The sequence below is a fragment of the Pseudoduganella sp. LjRoot289 genome (assembly GCF_964252925.1).
Lineage (GTDB): Bacteria > Pseudomonadota > Gammaproteobacteria > Burkholderiales > Burkholderiaceae_D > Rugamonas.
Genome location: NZ_CAXUPN020000001.1, coordinates 2,894,458 through 2,920,814 on the forward strand (window position 1 = coordinate 2,894,458; position 26,357 = coordinate 2,920,814).

A 26,357-nucleotide genomic window follows, 5' to 3' on the forward strand; every position below is an offset into this window, starting at 1 on the left:
CCTTTTCAATGGGGTGCGAGCGCGCCGGACAGGGCCGCGCGCATGCTGCTTTCGAGGTTGATACCTGTGAGCATAGATAAACCACTGACGGACGCATTGATCGTTGTCTGGCTTCGTATCAATTGGTCGTTGACACTGTTCTGAATTAACAACGCCGACATCGCTTGCGACGCCTGCTGCGCCCCGTCCGGCAGCGATATACCGTTGTTGAGGCCGTTCTGCACCACCATGAAGGGCTGGATGGCCTCGCGCGCCAGCAAGGCTTCGCCGGCCGTGACGCGGGACAGGTCGGCGATGTTGAACTGGCTGCTGGCCACGGTGCCGCCGTTGATCGACACCAGGCGTTCGATGCCGAGCGAGACCAGCATGCCATTGCCGCCGTCGAAGCCGCCGCGCTGCGCCTCCAGCGTGCTGTCGGCCACCGGCGTCCAGCCGGGCGGCAGGCCGTCCGCCCCGGCGGAAATAGTCATGCCGCACAAGGCGGCAGCGATCCAGCGCGAAGATGTCATCGCGTCCTCCGTTCAGAAATTGCCATCGCCCAATTTGGGCAGGGTCAGGCGCTGCAGGCTGTCGCGGTCGATACCGGTGCCGAGAGCCGCTTGCGGCGCCACGCGCCAGTCCGCCGCCTCGTTGAAACGCGGCCGCTGCGGGCTGCCGTGGACGACAAACAGCAGCCGGTTCTGCCAGACGGCCTCGAACGCGGCGCGGCCCATGGCGCGGGTGCCGCCGGACGGGTCGCCGATCAGCACGCGCTCGCGCGACAGGCCCTTGACCACCACGAAATGGTGATAGCCCTTCTCCGCCACCAGCACGATGGCCGGCAGGCCCGCCTCGGCCAATTTGTCGAGCGGCAATTCAAAGCCGTCGGCGGCATAGCCCAGGCTGGCCAGGTAGCGCTTGATGTCCAGCAGCGAAAACCCCTCGCGCTGGATGCGTTGCTGGTCGCCGTGCAGGAACATCTGCTGAAAGGCGGCCTGCTCGGTGACCGGGGTGTTGAAGTGGTAGCTCAGCAGCGTCGCCACCGCCGCCGAGCCGCAACTGAAGTCGAATTGTTGCCGCACCGTGCTGCGGTAGCGCGCCTCCTTCAGGCTGGTGACCCGCAGCGCGTAACTGGCGCCGCCGGCGCCGGCCAGGTCGGCCGCCGCCGCTGACAGCGGCGGCAACACGAGCAAGAGCGGGAGCGCGGGCAAAAGCGCCAGGAATGCATTCGGCGCCCTCATTTGAACTGCACATTCACGATGGTGGCGTTCTGGATCAGCACATTGGCGCCGGAGTTCTGGATCACCATGGGCAGGCCGGAAGCGTTGCTGAACGCGCCTTCGGTGATGACGTTGGCGCCGGTGGCGACCGCCACCGCGCTGTTGCCGCTCACCGCGCCGTTCAGCTTCATGTCGCTCCACGGCGTGTCGCTGCCGCCGCGCAGGCCGGCCAGGCGTCCATCTTCCAACGGCGCGCCCAGGCCGGCCGCGAGACCGCGCGCGCGCGCGCTTGCCACGGCCAGCGGGGCCGGCAGCGCAAACACCCGCGCGTCCGCCCCGGGGCCGCCGCCCGGCTCCTCCGGAGGGGCCGCGTACGCGTTCAGCGCCGCGGCCTGCGCCAGAGCCCATCCAAGCTTGGCTAGGCGCTGCATACCTACCTGCCGACAGCCAGGTTGGCCTGCACGTTGATGCTCTGCTGGATCAGCGAGGAGAAGCCGTTGTTCTGGCTGACCGTCATGATGCCCGCAGCCGACTGGCCCACGGTGGACATGGTGTTGGACATATTGAACGAGCCGGCGTTGACGGAATTGCTGCCGCCGGCGCCGCCGGTGCCGCCATTGCCCGCGCCGCCGGCGGCGTTGCCCGCCGTCTGCGTGCCGCCCGCGCCGCCCATCCCGCCGGTGGCCGCACCGCCCGCCGCGCCGGCACCACCGGTGTTGCCGCCACCGCCAGCGCCGCCGTCGCCGCCGTTGCCGGCGGTCGCAGTACCGGTGCTCGCCGCGCCGGTGGTAGCCATGCCGCCCGTGTTGGTGCCGCCGGTGCCGCCCGCCCCGCCGGTGTTCGACGCCGCACCGCTGTTGCCGCCCGCGCCGCCCGCCGCGCCCGCCGCGCCGGCGCCGCCGGTGGCGCGGTCAAATGTCACGCCGATATAGGTGTAGACCGCGACCAGGCCGGCGTAGGCAGTCAGCGTGGTCAACAGCGTCAGCAGCACACGACGGTCCTGCAGCGGCGCCAGACGCTGGCGCAGCGTCACGGCGGGCAAGGCGGGAAGCTTGGGCAGCCAGAAGGCCACATCGACGCTGGCGGCCAGGCCGATGGCGGTCACGAACCACATCGTCGCCGCCGGCGCCCGCCGCGCCGCCGCTGGCGCCGGCGCCGCCGGCGCCGGACGTGCTCGTGCCGGCGGTGGCCGTCACGGTGCCATTGCTGCCTGCGCCGCCGGTGGCAGTGCCCGCCGTGGCGGTGGCATCGCCAGCCGTGGTGGGCGTGCCGGTGCCGGTTGGGTCGCTGCCGTTGGCGTTGTTGGTGCTGGTGGCGCGGCCAGCGTGGCCATAGCCGCCGCTCGCCGTCTGCATGCCGGAAGCGTCGCCGCTGGAGGCGCCGCCGCTGGTGCCGCCCGCGCCGCCGTACCCGCCCGCGCCGCCCGCCGCACCCGCGCCGCCGCTGGCGTAGCCGGTGCGGCCGCCGTAGCCGCCTTCGGCGCCGGAGACCGAGCCGGAAGCACCGCCTGCGCCGCCATTCGCGTTGCCGGTGGCGCCACCCGCGCCGCCACTCGCCTGGCCGCCGGCGCCGCCGGCGCCGCCGGCGCCGCCATTGCTGGCACCGGCAATGCCGCCGTTGCCGCCATTGCCGCCGATACCGCCGTCGCCTGCGCGGCCGCTGTTGGCGTCACGGGCCGTTCCGCCGCCGCCGCCATCGGCGCCGGTGGCCGAGCCGCCGGTAGCGCTGCCGCTGGTAGCGCCGCCGCTGGTAGCCAGACCGCCAGCGGCACCGTTGCCGCCGCTGCCGCCGCTGGCACTGGCGCCGTTGCCGCCGTAGCCCGCCGTGGCGCCGGCGCCGTTGCCGCCATTGGCGCCCCGGTTGGAGCCGCCCGTGGCGTTGCCGCCGATGCCGCCCAGGCCGGTGCCGCCATTGGTATTGCCCCAGTTGTTGGCGCTGTTGCCTATGTGGTGGATGGCGTTGCCGCTGACCGAGCCGTTCAGGCGGCTGATCGCGGTGGCCGACGAGGTGTTGAAGGAGTTGCTGAGATTCGATGTCGCGGTCGCGCCGTTATTCGCCGCCGCCGAGCCGTCGGCCAGCGCCCGCGCGATGCCGTCGCTGTTGGTATTGCTTGGTTCCGTAGTTTGGGCCGATGCGCTCATACTGAAGAGCATCGCAATTGTTGTCGCCAGCAGTGTTTTCTTCATTTCCTTGCCTCACCAGGTTAGTTAAAAGGTCGTATTGCCGAGGCAGCGCCCCGGTCAGAGGGATCTCAGCAAACTTGATGCCAAGCCGCCGCCGACGCACAAGTCATTGAAACTAAAGAAGAAATTTGCGCAGCCCTGGGAATTCCTGGCGCCGGGGAAATTGGGGGCGCAGCGCCAGTCACAACGGTGTGACGTGCTCGGCCGATGCGCTGCACGTAAACCGTTGATTTAGCTGGGCTGTCATGGGGAATACGCGCCGCCGCGGCTGTAACGCGGATGTGACAGGCGCGGCGGTGCGGCTCATTTGCCGCGCGCGCGCGACGGATTGGCGATGCCGTGTTTAGCCATCAGACGGTACAAGGTCATGCGCGAGACGCCCAGTTCCTCGGCCACCTGGGTCACGCTCTTGCCGTGCCCCAGCCCGCCTTCGATGGCTTGGCGCTCGGCGCGCACCCGGGCGCCGTCCAGCGGTTCACAGCCGTCCTGCGCGGGCGCGCCTTCCAGGCCCAGGTCGGCCGGTTGTATCAGCCGTCCTTCGGCCATGATCAGCGCGCGCCGGATGCGGTTGATCAGTTCGCGTACATTGCCCGGCCAGTCGTGGCGCCGCATGGCCGCCTGCGCGGCGCTGCTGTAGCCCTTGAGGCGGGGCGCGCGCTCGGCGGCGAACTGCTCGAAGAAGTGTTCGGCCAGCAGCACCAGGTCGTCCTTGCGCTGGCGCAGCGCCGGCACGTCCAGCGACAGCACGTTGAGGCGGTAGTACAAGTCCTGGCGGAATTCGCCGCGCGCGACCGCCGCCTCCAGGGCGACATGCGAGGCGGCAATGACGCGCGCGTCCACCGGCACGCTGCGGGTGCCGCCCACCCGCATCACCGATTTCTCCTGCAGGAAGCGCAGCAGATTGGCCTGCATCTCGAGCGGCAGGTCGCCGATTTCATCGAGAAAAATGGTGCCGCCGTCGGCCGATTCGAGCAGGCCGCGCCGGTCCTGGGACGCGCCGGTGAAGGCGCCGCGCACGTAGCCGAACAGTTCCGACTGCGCCAGCGTGGGCGAGATGGCGGCGCAGTTGACGGCCACGAAGGGCCCGGCGGCGGCGGCCGAGCGCGCGTGGATCGATTGCGCCACCAGTTCCTTGCCGGTGCCGCTCTCGCCCCAGATCAGCACCGCCGCGTTGACCGGCGCCACCCGCGCGATCTGGCTGTGCAGGCGCCGCATGGCCTCGGAATGGCCGACCAGCGGACTGTCGCTGCGCTGCGGCAGGCGCGGATAGGGCTGGGCCCGCAATGCGGCCAGGCCGTGGGCGTGGCCCAGCGTATGCTGCAGACGGCTGCGGTCCAGCGGCCAGGTGTGGAAGTCGCAGCAGTGGTCGCGCACCAGCTGCCGGTACGGCTCGTGCTGCAGCCGCAAGGGGTGGCACAGCGCGATCCAGTGCACGGCGGGATGGCGGCGCAGGAAGGCGTCGGCGGCCGGCACGTCCTCGAAATCCATCAGAAAGAGGCCTACACTGATATGGCGGGCACGCAAGAGCTTGCTCGCGTCGGCCAGGCTGGACGCCTTGCACAGTTCCCAGCCCTGGATCGTGTCATCCAGGTTTTCAAATGTCGACAGGTCTCCCGCTGCTACGCATAGCACTGTTTTTGTTGTCATTTTTGGCGTCTCCCTAACCGGACTGTGCCGCATGTAGACAAAACGGCAATCATGACTTTATCAGAACACCTTACTGATGAGCGTTGTTTTCAGGTCGGCCTGGCGTGCCCGGGGCCGCCGGGCTTGCGGCTGCCTTGCCCGCCGGATAGAATGTCGGCGCACTTTTTCCGATCGCCAACCAGGCAATAAATGAACAATGATCAACTGAAACCGGCAGACCTGCCCAAGCTGGGGCAGCGTGTCGCGTTGCGCGTTCTGACGCTGTTCGGCTGGCGCCTGCTGTTCCGTCCCCTGCCAGGTCCGCGCGGCATCTGCGTGATTTATCCGCACACCTCGAACTGGGACTTCATCGTCGGCCTGCTCGGCAAGTGGGCGCTGGACCTGCCGTTCCGCTGGCTGGCCAAGGACTCGCTGTTCAGGATACCGGTGCTGGGCAAGTGGTTCCACGCCATGGGCGGCGAGCCGGTCGACCGCAGCGCCCAGACCGGCATGATACAGCGCCAGGCCGCGCGCATGAACGCGGCGCAATGGTACTGGGTAGGCATCACCCCGGAAGGCACGCGCAGCTACCGGGAGAACTGGAAAAGCGGCTTCTACCGCCTGGCGCTGGAGGCCAGGGTGCCGCTGTGCCTGGTGTACATCGATTATCCGAACAAGACCCTGGGGCTGAACCAGCACGTGTTCCCGAGCGGCGACCAGGCGGCCGACATGGCCGCCATCCGCGCCGGTTTTGAAGGGCACGAAGGGCTGCACCCGGAGAAGGCGGCACCCATCGTGCTGTCCGAGCGCAAGCCGGACTAGGCAGCCATCATCAACACGCCGGTGGCGGCGATGCCCGCCCCGGTGATGCGCACCATGTCCGCTCCGGCCGCCCGGCCGAACCAGCGGCCCGCCGCCATCAGCAGGCCGCTCGCGGCCAGGAAGCCGAAGGCGCTGCCAGCCAGCGGCAGTTCGTGGCCGTGGGCATTGCCGTGCAGGACGGCGAAAGCGGCAATCATCGCCGCGCCTATGGCCAGCGGCAGGCGCGCGGCAAGCGCGATCAGCACGCCGGTCAACACCACCGTGGCGGCAATGCCCGCCTCCAGGCCCGGGATGCTCAGGCCCGCCACGCCGCTCAATGTCCCCAGCAGCATCGCCGCCAGGAAGAGCAGCGGCAGCGGCTTGCCTTGCGGCTGGCGCGCGCCCCAGATGCCGACCGACAGCATGGCCAGCAGATGGTCGACGCCGGTGAGCGGGTGCAGGAAGCCGGCCTGGAAGGCGGCGGCCCATCCTGATTGGCCGAAGGCGGCCAGCAGCGGGCCGCCGGCCGGCGTGGAAGCGGCGACGGAGGCTGCCGCTGCGGCGGCAGCCGACGCGTGAACATGCAGTTGGCCGGCGTCCGGGTGGGCCAGCGCGGGCAAGGCCAGGCCGGCAGCCAGCAGGCCCAGGGCCAGGGCAGGCGCGTTGCGGGGGAAGGTCGTCATGCTTGCTCCTTGTGCGCCTGCTCCAGCAGGCCTTGTTGGCGGATGAAATCGATCACGGCGGCGACGCCTTCGCCGCTGCGCAGATTGGTGAAGAGGAAGGGCCGCGCGCCGCGCTGCTGTTTGGCGTCGCGCGCCATCACGGCCAGGTCGGCGCCGACGTGGGGCGCGAGGTCGGTCTTGTTGATGATCAGCAAGTCCGAGCGCGTGATGCCGGGGCCGCCCTTGCGCGGGATTTTCTCGCCGCCGGCCACGTCGATCACGTAGATGGTCAGGTCGGACAGCTCGGGGCTGAAGGTCGCGGCCAGGTTGTCGCCGCCCGATTCGACCAGGATCAGGTCCAGGCAGGGGAAGTCGGCCTGCATGCGGGCGATGGCTTCCAGGTTGATGGAGGCGTCCTCCCGGATGGCGGTGTGCGGGCAGCCGCCGGTCTCCACGCCCATCAGGCGCTCGGCCGGCAAGGCGTCCGCGCGCAGCAGGATCTCCATGTCCTCCTTGGTGTAGATGTCGTTGGTGATGACGGCCATGTCGTAATGGTCGCGCATGCCTTTGCACAGCATTTCGCACAACGCGGTCTTGCCGGAGCCGACCGGGCCGCCGATGCCGACGCGCAGCGGATTGGATGGATGCATGATGGTTCCTCTTTAAGATCGGTATAGACGGCTGTATTGGACCTCGTGCCGCATCGACAGCAGCGACAGGCCGGGCGCCCAGTTGCTCATGTCCTCGTCGGCCACGGTGCGGGCGTGCAGCGCGGCCGCCTCCAGCTCCGGGCGCAGCGACAGCAGCATGCGCTGGCCGGCCACCTGGCCCAGCGGGACCGATTTGACGCACACCAGCACCTGGTTCTCGGCCCAGGCGAACAGCATGGCCAGCAGCGCCTCCTCGCGCGGGATGTCGAGCGCGGCGACGGCGCAGGCGTAGGCGACCGGCAGCGCCAGCTCGGTTTCGGGCGGCAGCATGGCCGTGATGGCGGCGTCGGCGATGCCCAGTTCGGCGATCAGGCGCGACAGGGAGTAGCCCATCTGCAGCGTCTCGGCGCGGAACTCGGCCGTGTCGCGCGAAGCGAGGAAGCGTTCGCTCCATTCGGCCACGGCGGCCGCGTCGCGGCGCCCGAAGGCGTGCATCAGGCGCCAGCAGACCGGGGCTTCCCACTGCGACACGACTTCGCTTAACTGGCGCACGATCCAGGCGCGCCCCGTTTCTGCGTTGTGCACCGCGCCCGACTCCAGGGCCGCTTCCAGCCCCTGCGAATAGCTGTAGGCGCCGATCGGCAAGGCCGGGCTGGCGAACTGCAGCAGATGCAGCAGCGCGGCGGCGTGCATCATGGCGCGACACCTGGCATAAGCGAACTCGTAGGGCGCGTTAGCCGGCACGGCGTAACCCGCCCTACGGCGTCGATGTAAGGCTGAGGTTTCATGACGCGCTGTCGCCGGGACGGTGGATCTTTTGGCGCAGCGGGATGGGCGCGAGCGGATGGCCGCCGTGGCTGTCGTGGCCGTGCCCGTGGCCGCCGCCGTAGGCGCCGGACTCGGGTTCGAAGGCGGCGTCTTCCGCCACCACCACGGCGCCCAGGCCGGCCAGCATGTCCTTGAGCACGGCGTCGGCGCGGATGCGCAGGAAGCCATCGCCCACTTGCGCCTGCGTGTGGCGGTTGCCGAGGTGGAAGGCGCAGCGCAGCAGGGTGTGCGCATCGGCGCACGTTACCTTATAGGTCGGCTCGCGCGCGGCGACCACGCGCACGACGACGTTGCGGTCTTCGCCGGTGAGCAGGTCGCCGTCGCGCAGCACGGTGCCGCGCACGGTGAACACGCCGACTTCTTCGCCGGTGCTGAGCACGGCGCGCAAGCGGCATTTTTCGCGCAGCTCGTAGGGCAGCACAAGCTGCGCCACCGGTTCGGCGACGCCTGGGCCGGCGCTGGCGGGGAGTTTGGTGTGCAGGGTCAGCATGGGGATGGCAAGCCTCGTCAGAACAGGAAATAGCGCTGCGCCATCGGCAGCACGGCGGCCGCTTCGCAGACCAGCAACTGGCCGTCGGCGCGTACTTCATAGGTTTCGGGATCGACTTCCATATGCGGCGTGGCGCCGTTGTGGATCATGTCGCGCTTGCGCAGCGTGCGCGTGTTTTTCACGGCGATGGTCTGCTTGTTCAGGCGCAGCCGTTCGCCCAGGCCGGCGTCGAACGCGGCCTGCGAGACGAAGGTGAAGGACTTGCGCAGGCCGCCGCCGAAGGCGCCGAACATCATGCGGTAGTGCACCGGCTGCGGCGTCGGGATCGACGCGTTCGGGTCGCCCATCTGCGCGGCGGCGATCATGCCGCCCTTCAGTATCATCGACGGCTTGACGCCGAAGAAGGCAGGCTTCCACAGCACGATGTCGGCGATCTTGCCCACTTCCAGCGAGCCGACCACGTGCGAGATGCCGTGCGTGATGGCGGGGTTGATGGTGTATTTGGCGATGTAGCGCTTGGCGCGGAAATTGTCGTTGCGCGCGCTGTCCTCGGCCAGCGCGCCGCGCTGCACCTTCATCTTGTGGGCGGTCTGCCAGGTGCGCATGATGACCTCCCCCACCCGGCCCATGGCCTGCGAGTCGGACGACATCATCGAAATCGCGCCGATGTCGTGCAGGATGTCCTCGGCGGCGATGGTCTCGCGCCGGATGCGCGACTCGGCGAAGGCCACGTCTTCGGCGATGGCCGGGTCGAGGTGGTGGCACACCATCAGCATGTCGAGGTGTTCATCCAGCGTGTTGACGGTGTAGGGCCGCGTCGGGTTGGTCGACGAGGGCAGCACATTGCCCTGCCCGACCGCCGCGATGATGTCCGGCGCGTGGCCGCCGCCCGCGCCTTCGGTGTGGAAGGTGTGGATGGTGCGGTCCTTGAACGCGGCCAGCGTGTGCTCCAGGAAGCCGCCCTCGTTGAGCGTGTCGCTGTGGATGGCGACCTGCACGTCGAGGCGGTCGGCCACGGACAGGCAGTTGTCGATGGCGGCCGGGGTGGTGCCCCAGTCCTCGTGCAGCTTCAGCCCGATGGCGCCGGCCAGCACCTGCTCCTCCAGCGGCAAAGGCTGGCTGACGTTGCCCTTGCCGAGGAAGCCGAGGTTCATCGGGAAGGCGTCGGCCGCGCTCAGCATGGCGTGCAGATGCCACGGCCCCGGCGTGCAGGTGGTGGCGGCAGTGCCCACGGCCGGGCCGGTGCCGCCGCCCAGCATGGTGGTCACGCCGCTCATCAGCGCTTCCTCGATCTGCTGCGGGCAGATGAAGTGGATGTGCGAATCGATGCCGCCGGCGGTGACGATCAGCCCTTCGCCGGCGATGATCTCGGTGGCCGCGCCGATGGCCATCGTCACGCCGGACTGGATGTCCGGGTTGCCGGCCTTGCCGATGGCGGCGATCAGGCCGTTCTTCAGGCCGATGTCGGCCTTGACGATGCCCCAGTGGTCGAGGATGACGGCATTGGTGATGACGGTGTCCATCACCTCGGCGTGAGGACGCTGCGACTGGCCCATGCCGTCGCGGATCACCTTGCCGCCGCCGAACTTGACCTCCTCGCCGTAAATCGCGTAATCCTTCTCGATCTCGATGAACAGTTCCGTGTCGGCCAGGCGGATGCGGTCGCCGGTGGTGGGGCCGTACATTTCGGCATAGGCGGCGCGCGGAATCGATGCCATATTATCCTTTCGGTGGCGTGTCTTGCAGCTTGCCGTTGACGGCGCCGTTAAAGCCGTGCACCACGCGGTCGCCGGCCAGCTTGACCAGTTCCACGGTGCGCTGCTGGCCCGGTTCGAAGCGCACGGCGGTGCCGGCGGCGATGTTCAGGCGCATGCCGTAGGCCTTCCAGCGCTCGAACGAGAGCGCGGGATTGACTTCGAAAAAATGGAAGTGGGAGCCGACCTGGATCGGACGGTCGCCGCGGTTGGCGACGACGACGGTGACGGTTTCACGGCCCTGGTTGAGGCCGATCTCTCCTTCTTCGAGCATGAATTCACCAGGGATCATGATGAGCTCCTTCAAGGGATGGGGTGGTGTACGGTGACGAGCTTGGAGCCGTCGGGGAAGGTCGCTTCGACCTGGATGTCGGGGATCATTTCGGGCACGCCCTCCATGACGTCGGCGCGCGTGAGGATGGCCGCGCCTTCGGACATGAGCTCGGCCACGCTGCGGCCGTCGCGCGCGCCCTCCATGATGGCGGCGCTGATCAGCGCCACCGCTTCCGGATAGTTCAGTTTCAGGCCGCGCGCGCGGCGGCGCTCGGCCAGCAGGGCGGCGGTGAAAATCAGCAGCTTGTCTTTTTCGCGTGGGGTCAGGTCCATGGTCTTTCCTGTTCAGGTGCGCCAGCTGCGCGGGTCGAAGGCCGCGCGGCCCAGCAGGTGCGGCCGCAGCTTGCGCCAGACGGCCAGCATGATTTCGCGTGCGGCCTCGCTGTCGTCGCCGAGGTGGCGCACGACCAGCAGGCCTTTCATCTGGGTGGCGCCAAAGCCGCTGCCGTCACCGCCGCCCGAGCTGCGGCCGACGTCGTTGCGGATGTCGGCCAGCACGGCGGCGGGCAGCGGCGCGCCCGCCGCGATCAGGGTGGCGCACACGCTGCGCCCGTCCAGGCCCAGCGGGCTGGCGATGCCGTCCGGCGTCAGCGCGCCCTGCTCCCACCACAGCAGCTTGCCGCCGCGCCGGATGCGGGTGCGCTGCGCCACACGGCCGGCGCGGAAGGTCTCGCCGGAGGCGCGCCGCCCCATGCACAGGATTTCGCAGCCGAGGTAGCTGGCGTCCGCCGCCAGCGCGATATCCTGCTCCAGCTCGACGTGGGCGCCGTCGAAGAAGATGGTCTCCTGCGGCATCCATTCGATGGATGCGCCGGCGCCGGCGTCCAGGCGCACGCTCTGGCGCGACACCTTGCCGTTGGCCTTGTACCACTTGGCCGCGCCGGGCGTGGTGAGGAAGGCGCGCGCGCGCCCCCCCACCGTGGCGCTCAGCGCCAGCTGGTCGCCGCCCACCACGCCGCCGGGCGGATGGACGACGATGGCATGGCATACCGCGCCGCCTTCCGGATACAGCGGCTTCTGCACCCGCAGCGGACCGCTGTGGCGGCGCTCGACCAGGCGGGTGGTGCCGGCGTCGTCGGCGAAGCCCAGCGCCAGGCTGGCCTGCCAGGGAGCGTGCGCCGGGACGGCCGCGCCGCCACCGGCGCCGCCCGCCGGAGCAAGCGCAGCCAGGCCGGCGGCAGCGGGTATGGCTGCGGCCGGATGGCTGTTAGCGCTACACAAAGTGTCCGCGTGAATGACGGTGTCTGGCATCAATGAAAAAGTGAAAAAGTGGGCGGCCAGATGGACGACCACGTACTGAACGAGTAGTACGCAAGTAATACAAAGCAATACGCAAGTAGCATGCCAGCGCTTGCGCGTCTTTCGCGCCGCCGCGGCCGCGGTCAGCGCACCAAGTTGGCACGGCCGCACCAAAGTGGAGCGCCCGCCCCTGCATCCCCCAATGCCGCGCCCTTGCGGCAAGGCATGGCGTATAGTCCAAACGCATGAGCACCACACTCTGGTTCATCCTGATCGGCTGCCTGATGCTGGCGCGCGGCCTGGCAGCGACCACCTTGTCGCGGCTGCCCGTGACCTCGGCCATCGTCTACCTTGGCGTCGGGCTGGCGCTGGGGCCAGCCTTCCTCGGCATCTTCGCCATCGACCCGTACGCGCAAGCGCCCTTGCTCGAGGTGCTGGCCGAACTGGCCGTGCTCATCTCGCTGTTTTCGGCGGGCGTGAAGATGCCGGTGCCGTTCGCGCTGGCGCGCTGGGCGCCGTCGCTGCGGCTGGCGTGGCTGTCGATGAGCATTTCGGTCGGGCTGATGACAGCCTTCGGCACCCTGGTGCTCGGTCTGCCGCTGGGCGCGGCGGTGCTGCTGGGCGCCATCCTCGCGCCCACCGACCCGGTGCTGGCCACCGACGTGCAAGTGCGCCACGCGGGCGACAAGGACCAGTTGCGCTTCGCCCTGACCTGCGAGGCCGGCATGAACGACGGCAGCGCCTTCCCCTTCGTCATGCTGGGGCTGGGCCTGCTCGGCCTGCACGAACTGGGCGAGCACAGCTGGCACTGGGCACTGGTGGACGTGCTGTGGGCAACGTCGTCGGCGGTGCTGTTCGGCATTGCCGGCGGCGCGCTGCTGGCACGGCTGGGCTGGGCGCTGCGCGGCAAGGATCCGAAGCACGAGGTGCTCGACGACCTGGTCGGACTCGGCCTGATCGCGGTGGTGTACGGCGTCAGCGTGTGGCTGCACGCCTGGGGTTTCCTGGCCGTGTTTTTCGCCGGCGTGGCATTGCGGCAGACCGAGCTGGTGCTGGCGGGCGCGCCCAAGGACAGGCAGGGACTGCTGAAGGCTCCGCAGCCGAGCACCGCGCACGCGGCCACGCCGGCCAACTCCCCGCCCGATGCCGATGCACCGCTGACGGTCAGCGGCGAGTCGCTGATCTTCAAGGAACACCTGGAGCGCCTGTCCGAGCTGACACTGGTGCTGCTGCTGGGCGGCGCCGTCACGGCGCAAGTGTGGGACTGGCGCGCATGGAGCACGGCGCTGTTCCTGTTCCTGGTCGCGCGTCCGCTCAGCGTGTTCCTGGGGCTGGCAGGGTCGGCGGCGCGGGGCCGGGTGCGCGGCATCGTCTCCTGGTTCGGCGTGCGCGGCATCGGCTCCGTCTACTACCTGATGTACGCGGTCAACCACGGCCTGCCGCAGGGCCTGGCGCGCGAACTGATCGACATCACGCTGGTGGTCATCATGCTGTCGATCGCCGTGCACGGCATCAGCGTCAAGCCGCTGTTCGACCGGTTCTGGCGCGACTAAGCGACTGTCTGCAATTCGTTTGACGTAGCCGTTTGCGCACTTCGCGGGGATGTGCAATATTGCCTTTTAGGCTATTGCATAATCGACAAATCCACTGCGGAGTACGGATGCTTTCTTTCCTGAATCAAGTTTGGCATAAGTTGGCGTGGTCGGCCTGGTCGTCCCGGCTGCTGCTGTTCGCGTTCTTCTGGATGGTGGCGGCGGCCGGTTTTTCGGGCTCCGTCGGCAAATGGGGCTTGCGCGACAACGCGGCCGAGTTTTCCATCGAGGGCATGCTGGAGGCCCGTGCCCAGAAACCTTTCGTCTACCGGCAATTGCTGCCCATGCTGGCCAACGCCGCCGACCGCGCCGCGCCACCTGGCATCAAGCAGCTCGCGTCCCGCACGCTCGGTCCGCAGAAGGTCTACGTCAAAGCCAGCTCGGCCGCCAACCCGGCCATCAGCTTCCGCTACATCGTGGTCTACTACCTGTCCTTCCTGTCCCTGCTGGGCAGCTTGTTCCTGATGCGCGCGATCTCACTGGACGCCGGCCTGGCGCCCATGACGGCGGTGCTGGCCCCGAGCGCGCTCGCGCTGGCCTTCCCTTACCTGCAAACCGTAGGCGGCTTCTTTTACGACAGCGCCGAACTGTTCTTCTTTGCCCTCGCCTTCCTGCTGGTGAGCAGGCGCCAGACGGCGCTGTTCTTCGCCATCCTGATCCCGGCCACACTGAACAAGGAATCGTTTCTGTTCTTCGTCGTGGCGCTGCTGCCCCTGCTGATGCACCACTATCCCAAGCGCAGCGCCGCCGCCATCGGTGCGGCGGCGGTGCTGGTCTCCGGGCTGGTCAACGCCGCCGTCAAGCTGATGTTCGCCGACGCGCCGGGCGGCGCGGTCCAGTACCACCTGGCCGGCAACCTGCAAGCCTATCTGTCGGGCGCGCCCTACAGCCAGCTCGAACTGACCTATGGTCTCGCCGGGCCGCGCCAGGCCTTCGCGCTGACGCTGTTCATCATCGCGCTGGTGTTCGCGCGCGGCTGGCGCGACAGTCCCGGCGTGGTGAAACGCCACATCCTGCTGGCGGCGGCCATCAACCTGCCGCTGTTCGCCGCCTTTGCCGCCGCCGGCGAATTGCGCAACCTCAGCCTGCTGTTCATCGGCTTCGCCATCCTGATCGGCAAGGCACTGGAAGCCGGCGGGCGGGCGGAGACGCCGGAAGCAAGCATACCCTTGAACCTGGAACAGCCGCGCTACCGGCATGGAGGCGAACTATGATGGACATCCCGCTGGTGGTGGACCTGGACGGGACGCTGACGCCGACCGACACCCTGGTCGAAGGCACGGTGAAGCTGATACGGCAATCGCCGAAATACCTGCTCTGGCTGCCGATCTGGCTGCTGCGCGGGCGGGCCGGCTTCAAGAGCAGCCTGGCCGAGCATGCGGGCGTGTCGGCGCATCTGCTGCCCTACAACGAACCCTTCCTGGCCTGGCTGCGCGTGGAAAAGCTGCGCGGCCGGCGCATCGTGCTGGCCACCGCCGCCCACCAGACGGTGGCCGACGGGGTGGCCCGGCATCTGGGCCTGTTCGACGAGGTGATCGCCACCACGCCGGGCAGCAACCTCAAAGGCGAAGCCAAGCTGCGCGCCATCCGCCGCCTGGTCGGCGACGACTTCCTGTACGCGGGCGACAGCAGCGCCGACCTGCCGATCTGGAAAGCGTCCGGCAAGGCCATCCTGGTGGGCGCGGACGGGCGCACCGGCAAGGCCGCGCGCGCGGCCGCGACGGTGGAGCGCGAATTCGGCCTGAGCCTGCAGCCGCCGCCCAAGCTGCGCCTGTGGCTGCGTGCGCTGCGCGTGCACCAGTGGCTGAAAAACCTGCTGCTGTTCGTGCCCCTGCTGACCGCGTTCTCCTTCCTGGAACCGGCCAAAATCTGGCCGCTGCTGCTGGCCTTCCTGTCCTTCAGCCTGGCCGCCTCGGCCACCTACATCGTCAACGATCTGTGGGACCTGGAGTCGGACCGCCACCACCCGCGCAAACGGTTCCGGCCCTTCGCCAGCGCCGAACTGCCTATCCTGCAAGGGCTGGCGGTGGCCGGGCTGGCGCTGGCAGCGGCGCTGGGCCTGGCCGCCGCCGTCTCGCCGCACTTCCTGCTGATATTGATGGTCTACCTGCTGCTGACCAGCAGCTACAGCTGGGTGCTCAAGCGATACGCGCTGATCGACGTGCTGATGCTGTCGGTGCTGTACACGCTGCGCATCCAGGCCGGCACGGTGACGCTGCAAGTGCCGACCAGTTCCTGGCTGCTGGCGTTCTCGGTATTCATCTTCCTCAGCCTGGCCCTGGTCAAGCGCTGCTCGGAGCTGGTGCTGCTGGCGCAGGAGCAGCGCGAGGCCACGCAGGGCCGCGACTACCGCGTCAGCGACCTGGCGGTGCTGTGGCCGCTGGGCGTGGGCGCCGCGCTGAGCGCGGTGGTGGTGCTGGGACTGTTCATCAGCGCGCCCGAGACGCAGGCGCGCTACCTGAGCCCCAACCTGCTGTGGCTGGCCGCTTTCGGCCTGATCTACTGGCAGGCGCACATGTGGATCAAGACCACGCGCGGCGAAATGCATGACGACCCGGTGATCTTCGCCATCAGGGACAGAGGCAGCCGCATGACGGTGCTGGCCATCGTCGGCGTGGTGCTGGCCGCGCGCTTCCTGGCGCTGCCGGTGTGAATGCCCGCTCGGACGCCTGCTCGGATGCCTACTCAGATGCCAAATTCCGCAGCCGCCTTGGCGGCCCAGATGGCCTGGTCGCGGCTGGGGAAAGGCTGGTCGTAGTTGTCCACCTCGCCGTTCTCGCCGACGAAGCAGGTCCACCAGCCCTGGTCGTCGTGCCGGATGGCAATGGAATTGCTGGTACAGTGTTCCAGCATCGCCTCGCCGTCGGCCAGGGTGACGATGGAGACGCCGCGATGCGTGATTTTGTTGGCCATATGCCCCCCGGAAACAGCAGCCCGGCGACGCCGAGCCTGTTCCTTTAGTGTAGTCCAAATAACAAACTTGCCGCGCAAACGTGCGCGCCGCCTCACTCCTCCTTGGGGTACGGGCTTTTGCCGCCTTCCGCAATGAAAGCGTCGATGCGCGCCTGCAGCACCGGCAGCGGCACCGAACCGAGGTTGAGCACGGTGTCGTGGAAGGCGCGGATGTCGAATGCCGCGCCCAGCGCCCGCTCGGCCTTTCCGCGCGCCTCCATGATCGCCATTTCGCCCAGGTAATACGACAGCGCCTGGCCCGGCCAGGAAATGTAACGGTCCACCTCGGTGGCGATCTCGTGCGCCGACAAGGCCGTGTTGGCGTGCAGATAGGCCTGCGCCTGCTCGCGGCTCCAGCCCTTGGCGTGCACGCCGGTGTCGACCACCAGGCGCGAGGCGCGCCAGGCCTGGTAGCTCAGCATGCCGAAGATCTCGTACGGCGTCTCGTAGATGCCCATCTCCACGCCCAGCCGTTCGGTGTACAGCGCCCAGCCCTCGCCGTAGGCGGAAATATAGGCATTGCGGAAGGCCGGCCGGCCCTTCTGCTCGAGCGCGATCGGCATCTGGAAGGCATGGCCGGGGGCCGACTCGTGCAAGGTCAGCGCGGGCAGGCTGTATAGCGGACGCGCCGGCAGGTTGTAGGTGTTGAGCAGATAGGTGCCGGGCCCGCCGCGCCCGGAGGTGTAATACGGCGCGATATCGGGCGCCACCGGGGTGATGGCGAAGCGGCTGCGCGGCAGGTAGCCGAAGTAGTCGCCCACCTTGCCGTCGAAGCGCTTGGCTATCCAGGCCGCGCGCATCAGCAGCTCTTCCGGCGTGCGCGCGTAGAAGCGCGGGTCGGTGCGCAGGAACTGCAGGAAGGCCGGCAGGTCGCCCTTGAAGTCGACCTGCCGAATCACGGCCATCATCTCGGCGCGGATCTTGGCCATTTCGGCCAGGCCGGTCTGGTGGATCTGCTCCGCGCTCAGCGTGGTCGTGGTGTACTCGGTGATCTTGGACTGGTAGTAGGCCCTGCCGTCCGGCAGCCGCTCGGCCGCCAGCGTGTCGGTTGCCTTGGGCAGGTACTCGGCGCGCAGGAACTGCAGCAGTTGCCGGTGCGCCGGCACCACCGCCTCGCGCAGCGCCTTCAGCGCCTCCGCGCGCAACCCGGCCTGGCGCGCGGCAGGTATGGCCGGCGGCATGCGCATGAACGGACGGTAGAAGGCCAGCTTCTCCAGCTCCTTTTCCTCGGCCACGGCAGCCACCGACAGGTCGCGCCCCAGCAGCGTCACCTTGGGCGGGGTGAAGCCGCGCCGCAGGCCGGCGCGCATATTGTCGGTCGCCTCGCCGAAGTAGCGCGGCACGTCGCGCAATTGTTGAATGTAGGCGGCGTATTCGGCCTCGGTGCGGAAGGTCTTGTCGGCGTCGCCGGCCATGTTGGACCAGAAGGCGGAGTCCGAGTTGAGCGGCTTTTCGTATTCGCGGAAGCGCTGGTTCTCGATCAGCGCGGCGATCTGCGCGCGGTAGACCGCGTAGTCGATGCGCCCGGCCGGCGGCAGGCCGGCCGGCGCGATCGCGTCCAACTGGCGCAGCACGCGCTGCCAATAGTCCAGGCGGGCCTGCTGCGTGGCTGCGTCGACGCGCGGCAGGTCCGGGCGGATGCCGCTGACGTCGTCCTCTGCGTCCTCCAGGCGCTGGCTCATGCGCCACTGCCATTCCTGCGTGTACAAGGCCTTGAATTCGGCCGCCCCGCCGCCCGCTTCGTTCGCCGCCCGGACCGGGAAAGCGGCGGCCGATAATACGCCGGCGGCGGCCAGGGCCGCGCTGATCTTCTTCATGATGTCCTTACTGGGATGGTAACTGAGCTGGGAGCGGCGGCGGCAGCTGCAAGGCGCGCTTCTCCCGCAGCAGCGCGGTGTAGGCGGCGGCCGCCAGCGGCCTGCTGAAATAATAGCCCTGCATTTCATCGCAGCCGTGCGCCGCCAGGAATTCGACCTGCTCGCACGTCTCCACGCCCTCGGCGATCACGCGCATGTTCAGGTTGTGCGCCAGCGAGATCACCGACAAGGCGATCGCCGCGTCGCTGGTCTTGGTGGTGACGTCGTCGACGAAGGACTTGTCGATCTTGAGCACGTCGATCGGGAAGCGTTTCAGGTAGGCCAGCGAAGAATAGCCGGTGCCGAAGTCGTCCAGCGAAATCGCCACGCCGATGTCCTTCAGGCGCCTGAGCGCGGCCACCGCCTTGTCCGGGTCGCCCATCACCGTGCCCTCGGTGATCTCCAGCCCCAGCGAGGCCGCCGGGATGCCGTGCCGGCGCAGCGCATCCTCCACGCAAGGCACCGTGCTGTCGTGCGCGAACTGGCTGCCCGACAGGTTGACCGCCACCTTCACCATGCCCAGGCCCGCCGCCTGCCAGGCCGCGATCTGCGCGCACACGGTATCGACTACCCACACGCCGATGGCGTTGATCAGGCCGTACTCCTCGGCCAGCGGGATGAAGCGGTTCGGCCCCACATGGCCCAGCACCGGACTGTGCCAGCGCAGCAGGGCCTCGGCCCCCAGCATGGCGCCGCTGCGCAAGCACATCTGCGGCTGGTAGTGCACCTCGAACTCGCCGCGCGCGCTGGCGCCGCGCAGCTGCGCCTGGATCGCCAGCTTGGCGCGGATGTCGGCGTCCATGCGCTCGGTGAAGAAGGCGTAATTGTCGCGCCCGACCTCCTTGGCGCGGTACAGCGCCGTGTCGGCGTTGCGCAGCAGTTCGTCCAGCGTGACGCCGTCGGTCGGGCTGACCGCGATGCCGATGCTGGTGGTCAGCGCCAGCTGTTGCGTGCTGCCGGCCTGGCCAGGCTGGCCGGGCTCCGGCTGGCGGTCGATCTGCACGCCTTCGCGCAGCCCGGCCAGGATCTCCTGCGCCATCGCCATGGTGGCGCCCAGCTGGGCGTCGTCGGGCAGGATGATCTGGAACTCGTCGCCGCCCTGGCGCGACACGGTGCCGCGCTCGCGCACGCAGCCGCGCAGGAAGCGCGCCACCGCCTGCAAGGCCTGGTCGCCGGCCGGCGCGCCGTAGGAATCGTTGATGCTCTTGAAGCGGTCCAGGTCCAGGCACAGCACCGCCACGCATTGCCCGTTGCGCTGCGCCGCCGCCAGCGCCTCGTCGAAGCATTGGCGCGCCAGCAGGCGGTTCGGCAGCCCGGTCAACGCGTCGTGGTAGGACAGGAAGTCGATCAGGTGCTGTTCTGCCTTGCGCTCGGTGATGTCCATGAACACCACGATGTAGTTCTCCACCGCGCCGCCGGCGTCGACCACGCTCGACACGCTGAGCAGGCCGGGAAAGGTGGCGCCGTTCTTGCGCCGCGCCAGCATCTCGCCCGACCAGTGGCCGTGCTCGGCCAGCGACGCCATCAAGGCGTCGTAGGTGGCCGCGTTCTGCTGCACCGTCTGCAGGGTGCTGACGTGGCGCCCCACCATCTCGGCGGCGTCGTAGCCGGAGATGGTGCTGAAGGCCGGATTGGTGGTCACGATGTGGCCGCCGGCGTCGGCGATGATGATGGCGTCCTGGGTCGCGCCGAACACCCGGCTGGCCAGGCGCAGCGCGTCCTCGTTGACGCGGCGCCGCTCGACTTCGCGTTCCAGCGAGGCGGCCGTCTCGGCCAGTTCGGCGGTGCGTTCGCGCACGCGCTGCTCCAGGTGGGCGCGCTCGGCGGCCAGCGCCAGCTGGGCGCGCCCCAGGCGCACCTGGGCGTCGGTGCGGGCCAGGATTTCCTCGGCCTGGAAGGGCTTGGCGATGAAGTCGGCACCGCCCAGCGCGAAACCGCGCACCTTGTCGTCGGTGTCGTGCTGGGCCGACAGGAAGATCACCGGCACGTGCGCCAGCGCCGGCGTGGCCTTCAGGCGGCGGCACACTTCGAAGCCGTCGATGCCGGGCATGCGCACGTCGAGCAGGATCAGCTCCGGCGGGCGCGATTGCACCGTCCACAGCGCCAGTTCGCCATTCGGCGCCTGGCGCACGTAGTAGCCGGCCTCCGTCAGCAGGTCGCTTAGCAGCTTGAGCGAAGCCGGCGTGTCCTCCACGATCAGCACTTCGCCCTTGCTTGTTTGTTCCGACAAATCGCGATGCATCTCCACCCTTCCACCCTCGTTCTTATTTTCCTCGCAACCCTACCATAGATTGGATCTGCGCCCAAGGGCATGCGGCCACAGCGGCAGCGGCATGCCGCTGCCGCTGCTCCCAGGCGCGCTGTGCCCCACGCCCCTCCCGCCCAGCACGCTGGCGAACAGCTTGCCCTTACCCATTTACCCAGCCTCCCTCATGCGTCCGTCATGGCATTGTTTGCTCGGCCGTGTCCTGCGGCGCGAGCAGTTCGCACAGCTGGGGATACTGGTGCCGCGCCAGCATGCGCTTGATGGCCGCCACGGTGCCGGCGCAGGCCGGCGGCAAGGGCGCCAGCAGCGCCGCCACCCGGCCCAGGTTCAGTTGCATCACCGCTTCGCGCAACGCCGCCCGCACCGCCGGCGGCAGCGCCGCCAGCGCGGCGGCCGTCGGCAGCTCCTCGCCGCCGGGCGCCCGCGCGCCCTCAGCGCCCACGCCGCCCACGCCGCCAAATTCCGCGCCCGCGCCCGCCTCCGTCTCCGCTCCGTGTGCCTCGCCCGCGCCGCCTTCAAGTTCGCCGTCCACCGCGCCGCCCGGCACCGCGAAACGGAACACCGCGCCCGCGCCCAATGCCGACTGCACCGTCAGCGTGCCCCCCATCAGCTGCACGAACTCGCGCGAGATGGCCAGGCCCAGGCCGGTGCCCTCGGAGCCGCCCTCCTGCTCGGCCTGCACGAAAGGCTCGAAGATGCGTTCATGGTCGGCCTCCGCGATGCCCGGCCCGGTGTCGCTGACGGCGAAAGTCAGCAGCCAGCGCGGCGCGTCCTCTCCCAATCCGTCCGGCACCGATTCCAGCCGGGCCCGCGCCTGCAGCGTGATGCGCCCGCTGCGGGTGAATTTCACCGCGTTCGACATCAGGTTGAGCAGCACCTGGCGCAGCTTGGTGCCGTCCAGGCGCGCCCGCAGCGGCAACAGACCGCTGTCCAGGCGCAGCGCCACACCGGCGCTGGCACGCATGCTGACCATGTCCATCACCTCCTGCAGCATCTCGGCCAGCAGCACCGGCTCGCTCTGCAGTGCCGCGCGCCCGGCCTCGACCTTGGACAGCTCCAGGATGTCGTTGATCAGGGTCAACAAGTGCTGGCCGGAGCGGTGGATGATGGCCAGGTTGCGCTTTTCCTCCGGCTGCATGCTCTTCGAGTCGGCCATCAGGCGCGAGAAGCCGATCACCGAGTTGAGCGGGGTGCGCAGCTCGTGGCTCATATTGGCCAGGAAGACGCTTTTGGCCTGGTTGGCCGCGTGCGCCTGCGACACCGCCACCGACAGCGCGTGCGTGCGGTCCTCCACCAGTTCCTCGAGGTGGTGGCGGTGGCGCCGCAGTTCGAGCTGGGCCGCCTTGTGCGCGGTGATGTCGTAGTTGACGCCCACCATGCGCAGCGGCTTGCCATGGCCGTCGCGGAACAGCATCGAGTCGGCCTGCAGGTGGCGCACCGTGCCGTCCGGCCACACAATGCGGAACTCATGATCGAAATCGGGGCCGCCGTCGAGCGTGCGCTGCAGCGCGGCCTGGCAGGCCTCGCGGTCCTCCGGGTGCATGCGGTCTATCCACCACTGCATCGGCATGACCGCCTCGGCGCGCTCGGCGCCGTACAGGCGGAACATCTGGTCGTCCCACACCACCGCGCCGCTCTGGATGTCCCAGTCCCAGATGCCGATGGCGGCCGCGCGGGTGGCAATCTGCAGCCGCTGCTCGCTGGCGTGCATGGCGCGGTAGCGCGACTCGAGCAGCGCGATCATCTCGCGCAGCGAGGCCTGCAGCGTTTTCAGCTCGCCGAAGAACCAGGCGCGCGGCGCCGGCGCGGCCGGGTTCAGGCCGGCCTTGACGTCGGCCGCGTAGCGTCCGATCGCCTGCACCGGCTTGAGCATCATGTGCCACAGGGTCAGGTACAGCCCGGCCACCAGCGCCAGGTCCAGCACCAGTATCATGCCGGCGATGGCCCAGCTGCGGGCGCGCAGTTCGGCCAGCAGCGCGGCCGGCGAGGCGTACAGCGTGATCACGCCTATGCTCTGGCCCTCGACCACCATCCGCCGCTGCTCCTGCAGCAAGTCCGGCCCGCGCGGGCCGATCAGCGTGCTGACCAGCTGGCCATCCGGGCTGCGCGCCAGGATGTAGGGCCGGGCCCCGCCGGCCGGCGCCACCATGCTGGCGTGCAGGCCGCGGTTGCTCAAGCCGCTCTTCATGATGGTGATGATCTGGGCCTCGTCGAAATTCCACACCGGCAGGGCCACCGCCGCCGCCAGCTCGTCGGCGCTGGTGGCCAGGCCGGCGCGCAATTGCTCCCAGCGCTGCGTTTTTTCGCTTTGGTAGAAATAGGCGGCGAACAAGGCCAGCACCACGGTCACCACGGCCGTCAGCGCCACGCTGACCAGCAGCGCGATCGAAATCTCGCCGCGCCCACGGCCCCGTCGCCCACCGCCGCCCGCTGTCGATCTCGCTGTACCCATGTCCCATGCCGTTGAAAAGTGCCTGATGCGGCTCAGTCCGGCACACACCACTTGCGAATGATATGTTCAAGCCCCGGTCAAGTCCAAGTATTTATTGCTTGGCCGACCGTCAGACCAGGCGAATTTCGATGGCGAGGCTTTTCATGGAAAAATTGCCTAGGGTTGAAAAGCCCGCCGCAAAGCCTGCAGCAGCTCTTGCGAGGCGAACGGCTTGCGCAGGTAGGCCAAGCAGCCGAGGCGCTGCGCGGCGGCCTCGAAGCCGCCGTCGAGCTGGCTGGTGACAAAGACGATGGGGGGCGCCGTGCCCGAGCCGACCAGCATCCGCTGCAGCTCGATGCCGGACAAACCGCCTAGGTCGATGTCGAGTATTAAACAGGCAACGTCGCTATGGTCGGCGCGCTGCAGATACAGCTCGGCCGAGGCGTACAGCTGGGCCATGTAGCCGGCCGCGCGCAACAGCCGGCCCAGGGCCTTGAGCATGCCCGGGTCGTTTTCGACCACCGCCACGACGAGATTTGCAGGTTCCATGACGCCATCCTAAAGCGGATCCGGCGGGCTGTAACGTGTCCTTTGGTACAGGTAGCAGGACAGGCTGCGACGGCGGGCGCCGCCAAGCTCAATGGGCGGCCAGGCCCAGGCGATTGGCCATCTGCACCAGTTCGGCCAGCGAACCGGCGTTCAGCTTCGCCATCAGGCTCTGGCGGTGGGATTTCACGGTGCGTTCCGTGTTGCCCAGTTCAAAAGCGATTTGTTTGTTCAGCATGCCCTGCACCACCAGCACGAACACCTCGCGCTCGCGCACGGTGAGCGTGTCGGCGCGTTTGCGCAAATCGCTCATCTGGCTGCTGTGCAAGGCGGCCGCCTGGTAGCGCTGCATGGCGCGCTCGATGGCGTCCAGCAGCTGTTCCTTGCCGATCGGCTTGGGCAGGAAATCCTCGGCGCCGGCCTTGATGGCGCGCACGCTCATGGCGATGTCGCCACTGCCTGTCAGAAACACGATCGGCAGGATATTGTTGCGTTCCCGCAGATGCTGCTGCAGCTGCAAGCCGGTCAGGCCCGGCATGTCGACGTCCAGCAGGATGCAGCCGGCCTCGTTGCCGCTGACGGTGCGCACGAAGGCGTCACCCGACTCATAGGCGCTGACCTGGTAGCCGCAGGCGCCCAGCAGGCGCGAGAGCGCGGTGCGCAGCGGCTCGTCGTCGTCGATGATATGGATTCTCATGGGTTCTCCAGCGCCTCGCGGTCCTGGGCCAGCGGCAGCGCGAAGCCGACAGTGGCGCCGCCGCCCGGATTGTCCAAGGCCCAGATGCGCCCGCCGTGCGCGTGCACGATGGCGGCGGCGATCGACAGGCCCAGGCCCATGCCGTGCGCCTTGGTGGTGAAAAAGGATTCGAACAGGCGTTCCTGGTTGGCGCCGAAGCCGCAGCCTCGGTCGCTCACCAGCACCTCGGCCATGCCGGCGCTGCCCGGGCCCGCCTGCCCGCGCCGGGTGCACAGCGTGACGCTGCGCTCCCCGCCGGCCGGCTCGGCAACGACCTGCCCCATCGCGTCCATGCCGTTCAGCACCAGGTTGATCAGGATCTGCTGCAGCTGCACCGGGTCGGCCGACACCGTCAGCGCCTGCGGCGCCAGCTCGGTCTCCAGCAGCACCTTGCGCATGCGCGCCTCGCTGCCCAGCAACGCCGCCATCTGGCGCACCGCCTCGTTCAGGTCCAGCGCCTGCGCCACCGGGTCGGACTTTTTCAGCAGTTCGCGCATGCGCTGTATCAACTCGCTGGCGCGCCGGTCGTCGCGCTGGATGTCGGTCAGGATCTCGGCCACCTCGCCCAGCGCCGGCGGGCTCATCCTCATGAACAGTTCGGCCGCCTCGGCATTGCTCATGATGGCCGCCAGCGGCTGGTTCAGCTCATGCACCAGCGCCGCGCAATACACCGAGGCGCTGGCATTGCGGTTCATATGCGCGATCTCGGCCAGGCGCAGACGCGACTCGCGCTGCAGCAGGTCGTTATGGGCCGCCAGTTGCTGCTGCAGGCGGCGTATCTTCAGGTGCGCCATCACGCGCGCGTTCACTTCCTCGAACTGGAACGGTTTCGAGATGAAATCGACGCCGCCGACCTCGAAGCCGCGCAGCTTGTCATCGGTGTCGCTGTGGGCGGACAGGAAGATCACCGGCACCTCGTCCAGTCCCGGCATCTTCTTCAGGCGGCTGCACACTTCGTAGCCGTCGATGCCCGGCATGCGGATGTCGAGCAGCACCAGGTCGGGCGCCTGCGCCTGCGCGCTCCACAGCGCCAGTTCACCGTTGGGCGCCTCGCGCACACGGTAGCCGGCGTCGGTCAGCAGCCTGGAGAGAAGTTGCAGCGAGGCCGGCGTGTCCTCGACCACCAGGATGTCGCCGCGCACCTGCCCGGCTGCTTGCTCGGCCTGATCTACCTGTACCACTGGGTCCATCCACGCTCCCGTATTGACGCCGGACCACGTCCGCCGCGCCAGTATATTGCATGCCCCTGCCCGCGCGCCACCGCCGTCGCCGGCAGATGCGCCGCAACGCCAGACCGGGCGTTCCTGCGCCGGTTCTGTGGCGGCCTGGCAACGGTGCCGATCGGGGAAGCAACCATGCCGGCGCGGCGCGCCCCTCAAACGAGCTTGGCCAGTTCCGTCTCGGTGAAGCCGGCCAGGCGGCGCGCTTCGATGTTGAACGGTCCCTTCAGCGCCGGCGCCCGGTAGCGCGCCGCCAGTTCGTCGTAGGCGGCGCGCGGTTCCAGGCCGCGCTGCTCGCATAAATGCCGATACCAGCGGTTGCCGATTTCGACGTGGCCGATTTCGTCGCGCAGGATGATGTCGAGGATGGCGGCGGCCGCCAGGTCCCCGGCCTGCGCGATCTTGGCGCGCAGCGGCGGGATGGCGTCGAGACCGCGCGCCTCCAGCGTGCGCGGCACCAGCGCCATGCGCGCCGTGATGTCCTCTTTCGTGCGCTCGACCATCTCCCACAGGCTGTCGTGGGCCGAAAAGTCGCCGTACTGGTAGCCCAGCGTGCCCAGGTGCGCCGACAGCATGGTGTAGTGATAAGCCTCTTCCTTCGCCACGCGCAGCCAGTCCGTGTAGTACCCGGCCGGCATGTCCGGGAAGCGCCACAGCGCGTCGAGCGCCAGGTTGACCGCATTGAATTCGATGTGCGCCAGCGCGTGGACCAGCATGGCCCGCCCTTCCACCGTCGCCATCGAACGCCGTCCCACCAGCCGCGGAGGCACCAGCTCCGGGCGCGCGGGGCGGCCGGGTATGGCGCCCGCCGCGTGCAGCGCCGCGCCGCCGTCCAGCGCCATGGCGCCATCGGCCCAGGCCGCCTCCATGGCCGCCACGGCAGCTGCCTTCGCAGCCGGGTCGGATTCAAGCAGGCATTGCAGCGCGATTGCGCGAAGCTCAAGCGGTGGCGACATCATGTAAACCCATGCAGATAAAAGGCGGCAGTGTACC

At 68.8% G+C, this 26,357-nt stretch carries 25 protein-coding genes and 1 pseudogene; 4 read left to right on the forward strand and 22 right to left on the reverse strand.

Annotated features, from left to right (window positions below; genetic code table 11):
- Positions 1 to 5: 5 nt before the first annotated feature.
- The 6 genes and pseudogenes from ACSQ8Y_RS12090 to ACSQ8Y_RS12115 form a co-directional block, all read right to left on the reverse strand.
- The gene (locus tag ACSQ8Y_RS12090) at positions 6 to 509 is read right to left on the reverse strand and encodes a hypothetical protein (RefSeq protein ID WP_436266717.1); all 504 of its coding nucleotides are present in this window, start codon (positions 507 to 509) and stop codon (positions 6 to 8) included.
- Between the two features lie 12 nt (positions 510 to 521).
- Positions 522 to 1,220, reverse strand: a complete 699-nt coding sequence (locus ACSQ8Y_RS12095) for a C39 family peptidase (RefSeq protein WP_436266718.1) — start codon at positions 1,218 to 1,220, stop codon at positions 522 to 524.
- Positions 1,217 to 1,630, reverse strand: a complete 414-nt coding sequence (locus tag ACSQ8Y_RS12100) for a hypothetical protein (protein ID WP_436266719.1) — start codon at positions 1,628 to 1,630, stop codon at positions 1,217 to 1,219. The genes ACSQ8Y_RS12095 and ACSQ8Y_RS12100 overlap by 4 nt, the downstream gene beginning before the upstream one ends.
- A 2-nt stretch (positions 1,631 to 1,632) precedes the next feature.
- Positions 1,633 to 2,106 (reverse strand): annotated as a pseudogene (locus tag ACSQ8Y_RS12105) (hypothetical protein); the annotation flags it as partial.
- A gap of 4 nt (positions 2,107 to 2,110) precedes the next feature.
- The gene (locus ACSQ8Y_RS12110) at positions 2,111 to 3,385 is read right to left on the reverse strand and encodes a hypothetical protein (protein WP_436266720.1); all 1,275 of its coding nucleotides are present in this window, start codon (positions 3,383 to 3,385) and stop codon (positions 2,111 to 2,113) included.
- Between the two features lie 300 nt (positions 3,386 to 3,685).
- Complete coding sequence (locus ACSQ8Y_RS12115) at positions 3,686 to 5,029, reverse strand: sigma 54-interacting transcriptional regulator (RefSeq protein WP_436266721.1); 1,344 nt, start codon at positions 5,027 to 5,029, stop codon at positions 3,686 to 3,688.
- A gap of 189 nt (positions 5,030 to 5,218) precedes the next feature.
- Between ACSQ8Y_RS12115 and ACSQ8Y_RS12120 the strand changes: the two genes are divergently transcribed.
- A complete protein-coding gene (locus ACSQ8Y_RS12120) occupies positions 5,219 to 5,830 on the forward strand; it encodes a 1-acyl-sn-glycerol-3-phosphate acyltransferase (RefSeq protein WP_436266722.1) in 612 nt (203 codons plus the stop codon).
- Here the strand turns inward: ACSQ8Y_RS12120 and ACSQ8Y_RS12125 are convergent.
- The 8 genes from ACSQ8Y_RS12125 to ACSQ8Y_RS12160 all read right to left on the reverse strand — a co-directional run bounded on the left by ACSQ8Y_RS12125 (position 5,827) and on the right by ACSQ8Y_RS12160 (position 11,696).
- Entirely contained in the window at positions 5,827 to 6,492 is a 666-nt protein-coding gene (locus ACSQ8Y_RS12125; RefSeq protein WP_436266723.1) for a HupE/UreJ family protein, read from the reverse strand. The two genes, ACSQ8Y_RS12120 and ACSQ8Y_RS12125, sit on opposite strands and share 4 nt — an antisense overlap.
- Positions 6,489 to 7,121, reverse strand: a complete 633-nt coding sequence (ureG, locus tag ACSQ8Y_RS12130; RefSeq protein WP_436266724.1) for an urease accessory protein UreG — start codon at positions 7,119 to 7,121, stop codon at positions 6,489 to 6,491. The genes ACSQ8Y_RS12125 and ureG overlap by 4 nt, the downstream gene beginning before the upstream one ends.
- A gap of 12 nt (positions 7,122 to 7,133) precedes the next feature.
- Positions 7,134 to 7,814 carry an urease accessory protein UreF gene (locus tag ACSQ8Y_RS12135; RefSeq protein ID WP_436269807.1) on the reverse strand — a complete coding sequence of 227 codons (681 nt, stop codon included), beginning with the start codon at positions 7,812 to 7,814 and terminating at the stop codon, positions 7,134 to 7,136.
- A gap of 91 nt (positions 7,815 to 7,905) precedes the next feature.
- Entirely contained in the window at positions 7,906 to 8,439 is a 534-nt protein-coding gene (gene ureE, locus ACSQ8Y_RS12140) for an urease accessory protein UreE (RefSeq protein ID WP_436266725.1), read from the reverse strand.
- Positions 8,440 to 8,456: 17 nt separating this feature from the next.
- On the reverse strand, positions 8,457 to 10,157 hold the full coding sequence (gene ureC, locus ACSQ8Y_RS12145; RefSeq protein ID WP_436266726.1) for an urease subunit alpha: 1,701 nt from the start codon (positions 10,155 to 10,157) through the stop codon (positions 8,457 to 8,459).
- A gap of 1 nt (position 10,158) precedes the next feature.
- Positions 10,159 to 10,485 (reverse strand): urease subunit beta, encoded by a 327-nt coding sequence (locus ACSQ8Y_RS12150; RefSeq protein ID WP_436266727.1) that lies wholly within the window; start codon positions 10,483 to 10,485, stop codon positions 10,159 to 10,161.
- 11 nt (positions 10,486 to 10,496) lie between these two features.
- Entirely contained in the window at positions 10,497 to 10,799 is a 303-nt protein-coding gene (locus ACSQ8Y_RS12155; protein ID WP_436266728.1) for an urease subunit gamma, read from the reverse strand.
- 12 nt (positions 10,800 to 10,811) lie between these two features.
- Positions 10,812 to 11,696, reverse strand: a complete 885-nt coding sequence (locus ACSQ8Y_RS12160) for an urease accessory protein UreD (protein ID WP_436269808.1) — start codon at positions 11,694 to 11,696, stop codon at positions 10,812 to 10,814.
- A gap of 314 nt (positions 11,697 to 12,010) precedes the next feature.
- Here ACSQ8Y_RS12160 and ACSQ8Y_RS12165 point away from each other — a divergent pair, with 314 nt between their 5' ends.
- From ACSQ8Y_RS12165 to ACSQ8Y_RS12175, 3 genes are all read left to right on the forward strand, one after another.
- Positions 12,011 to 13,318 (forward strand): cation:proton antiporter, encoded by a 1,308-nt coding sequence (locus ACSQ8Y_RS12165; RefSeq protein WP_436266729.1) that lies wholly within the window; start codon positions 12,011 to 12,013, stop codon positions 13,316 to 13,318.
- 107 nt (positions 13,319 to 13,425) lie between these two features.
- Positions 13,426 to 14,571, forward strand: a complete 1,146-nt coding sequence (locus ACSQ8Y_RS12170) for a hypothetical protein (RefSeq protein ID WP_436266730.1) — start codon at positions 13,426 to 13,428, stop codon at positions 14,569 to 14,571.
- Positions 14,568 to 16,010 carry a UbiA family prenyltransferase gene (locus ACSQ8Y_RS12175; protein ID WP_436266731.1) on the forward strand — a complete coding sequence of 481 codons (1,443 nt, stop codon included), beginning with the start codon at positions 14,568 to 14,570 and terminating at the stop codon, positions 16,008 to 16,010. Before ACSQ8Y_RS12170 ends, ACSQ8Y_RS12175 begins: the two co-directional genes overlap by 4 nt.
- Positions 16,011 to 16,042: 32 nt before the next feature.
- Here the strand turns inward: ACSQ8Y_RS12175 and ACSQ8Y_RS12180 are convergent, their stop codons facing one another.
- From ACSQ8Y_RS12180 to ACSQ8Y_RS12215, 8 genes are all read right to left on the reverse strand, one after another.
- Positions 16,043 to 16,270, reverse strand: coding sequence for a hypothetical protein (locus tag ACSQ8Y_RS12180; RefSeq protein ID WP_436266732.1), 228 nt, complete (start codon positions 16,268 to 16,270; stop codon positions 16,043 to 16,045).
- Positions 16,271 to 16,362: 92 nt separating this feature from the next.
- Positions 16,363 to 18,126, reverse strand: a complete 1,764-nt coding sequence (locus tag ACSQ8Y_RS12185; RefSeq protein WP_436266733.1) for a DUF885 domain-containing protein — start codon at positions 18,124 to 18,126, stop codon at positions 16,363 to 16,365.
- Between the two features lie 7 nt (positions 18,127 to 18,133).
- Positions 18,134 to 20,395, reverse strand: a complete 2,262-nt coding sequence (locus ACSQ8Y_RS12190) for a two-component system response regulator (protein ID WP_436266734.1) — start codon at positions 20,393 to 20,395, stop codon at positions 18,134 to 18,136.
- A 211-nt stretch (positions 20,396 to 20,606) separates the two neighbouring features.
- Positions 20,607 to 22,883 (reverse strand): ATP-binding protein, encoded by a 2,277-nt coding sequence (locus ACSQ8Y_RS12195; RefSeq protein WP_436266735.1) that lies wholly within the window; start codon positions 22,881 to 22,883, stop codon positions 20,607 to 20,609.
- Between the two features lie 156 nt (positions 22,884 to 23,039).
- On the reverse strand, positions 23,040 to 23,411 hold the full coding sequence (locus tag ACSQ8Y_RS12200; RefSeq protein WP_436266736.1) for a response regulator transcription factor: 372 nt from the start codon (positions 23,409 to 23,411) through the stop codon (positions 23,040 to 23,042).
- Positions 23,412 to 23,499: 88 nt separating this feature from the next.
- Positions 23,500 to 24,105: a response regulator transcription factor gene (locus ACSQ8Y_RS12205; protein WP_436266737.1), complete on the reverse strand. Its 606-nt coding sequence runs from the start codon at positions 24,103 to 24,105 to the stop codon at positions 23,500 to 23,502.
- Positions 24,102 to 25,334, reverse strand: coding sequence for a sensor histidine kinase (locus tag ACSQ8Y_RS12210; RefSeq protein ID WP_436266738.1), 1,233 nt, complete (start codon positions 25,332 to 25,334; stop codon positions 24,102 to 24,104). Before ACSQ8Y_RS12210 ends, ACSQ8Y_RS12205 begins: the two co-directional genes overlap by 4 nt.
- A gap of 185 nt (positions 25,335 to 25,519) precedes the next feature.
- The gene (locus ACSQ8Y_RS12215; RefSeq protein WP_436269809.1) at positions 25,520 to 26,320 is read right to left on the reverse strand and encodes a ferritin-like domain-containing protein; all 801 of its coding nucleotides are present in this window, start codon (positions 26,318 to 26,320) and stop codon (positions 25,520 to 25,522) included.
- Positions 26,321 to 26,357: the final 37 nt, after the last annotated feature.

What these genes read in the sequence shown, in the direction of transcription:
- ACSQ8Y_RS12090 (WP_436266717.1), bottom strand. Translation starts at nt 509, where the DNA reads ATGACATCTTCGCGCTGGATCGCTGCCGCCTTGTGCGGCATGACTATT.
- ACSQ8Y_RS12095 (WP_436266718.1), bottom strand. Translation starts at nt 1,220, where the DNA reads ATGAGGGCGCCGAATGCATTCCTGGCGCTTTTGCCCGCGCTCCCGCTC.
- ACSQ8Y_RS12100 (WP_436266719.1), bottom strand. Translation starts at nt 1,630, where the DNA reads ATGCAGCGCCTAGCCAAGCTTGGATGGGCTCTGGCGCAGGCCGCGGCG.
- ACSQ8Y_RS12110 (WP_436266720.1), bottom strand. Translation starts at nt 3,385, where the DNA reads ATGAAGAAAACACTGCTGGCGACAACAATTGCGATGCTCTTCAGTATG.
- ACSQ8Y_RS12115 (WP_436266721.1), bottom strand. Translation starts at nt 5,029, where the DNA reads ATGACAACAAAAACAGTGCTATGCGTAGCAGCGGGAGACCTGTCGACA.
- ACSQ8Y_RS12120 (WP_436266722.1), top strand. Translation starts at nt 5,219, where the DNA reads ATGAACAATGATCAACTGAAACCGGCAGACCTGCCCAAGCTGGGGCAG.
- ACSQ8Y_RS12125 (WP_436266723.1), bottom strand. Translation starts at nt 6,492, where the DNA reads ATGACGACCTTCCCCCGCAACGCGCCTGCCCTGGCCCTGGGCCTGCTG.
- ureG (WP_436266724.1), bottom strand. Translation starts at nt 7,121, where the DNA reads ATGCATCCATCCAATCCGCTGCGCGTCGGCATCGGCGGCCCGGTCGGC.
- ACSQ8Y_RS12135 (WP_436269807.1), bottom strand. Translation starts at nt 7,814, where the DNA reads ATGCACGCCGCCGCGCTGCTGCATCTGCTGCAGTTCGCCAGCCCGGCC.
- ureE (WP_436266725.1), bottom strand. Translation starts at nt 8,439, where the DNA reads ATGCTGACCCTGCACACCAAACTCCCCGCCAGCGCCGGCCCAGGCGTC.
- ureC (WP_436266726.1), bottom strand. Translation starts at nt 10,157, where the DNA reads ATGGCATCGATTCCGCGCGCCGCCTATGCCGAAATGTACGGCCCCACC.
- ACSQ8Y_RS12150 (WP_436266727.1), bottom strand. Translation starts at nt 10,485, where the DNA reads ATGATCCCTGGTGAATTCATGCTCGAAGAAGGAGAGATCGGCCTCAAC.
- ACSQ8Y_RS12155 (WP_436266728.1), bottom strand. Translation starts at nt 10,799, where the DNA reads ATGGACCTGACCCCACGCGAAAAAGACAAGCTGCTGATTTTCACCGCC.
- ACSQ8Y_RS12165 (WP_436266729.1), top strand. Translation starts at nt 12,011, where the DNA reads ATGAGCACCACACTCTGGTTCATCCTGATCGGCTGCCTGATGCTGGCG.
- ACSQ8Y_RS12170 (WP_436266730.1), top strand. Translation starts at nt 13,426, where the DNA reads ATGCTTTCTTTCCTGAATCAAGTTTGGCATAAGTTGGCGTGGTCGGCC.
- ACSQ8Y_RS12175 (WP_436266731.1), top strand. Translation starts at nt 14,568, where the DNA reads ATGATGGACATCCCGCTGGTGGTGGACCTGGACGGGACGCTGACGCCG.
- ACSQ8Y_RS12180 (WP_436266732.1), bottom strand. Translation starts at nt 16,270, where the DNA reads ATGGCCAACAAAATCACGCATCGCGGCGTCTCCATCGTCACCCTGGCC.
- ACSQ8Y_RS12185 (WP_436266733.1), bottom strand. Translation starts at nt 18,126, where the DNA reads ATGAAGAAGATCAGCGCGGCCCTGGCCGCCGCCGGCGTATTATCGGCC.
- ACSQ8Y_RS12195 (WP_436266735.1), bottom strand. Translation starts at nt 22,883, where the DNA reads ATGGGTACAGCGAGATCGACAGCGGGCGGCGGTGGGCGACGGGGCCGT.
- ACSQ8Y_RS12200 (WP_436266736.1), bottom strand. Translation starts at nt 23,411, where the DNA reads ATGGAACCTGCAAATCTCGTCGTGGCGGTGGTCGAAAACGACCCGGGC.
- ACSQ8Y_RS12205 (WP_436266737.1), bottom strand. Translation starts at nt 24,105, where the DNA reads ATGAGAATCCATATCATCGACGACGACGAGCCGCTGCGCACCGCGCTC.
- ACSQ8Y_RS12210 (WP_436266738.1), bottom strand. Translation starts at nt 25,334, where the DNA reads ATGGACCCAGTGGTACAGGTAGATCAGGCCGAGCAAGCAGCCGGGCAG.
- ACSQ8Y_RS12215 (WP_436269809.1), bottom strand. Translation starts at nt 26,320, where the DNA reads ATGTCGCCACCGCTTGAGCTTCGCGCAATCGCGCTGCAATGCCTGCTT.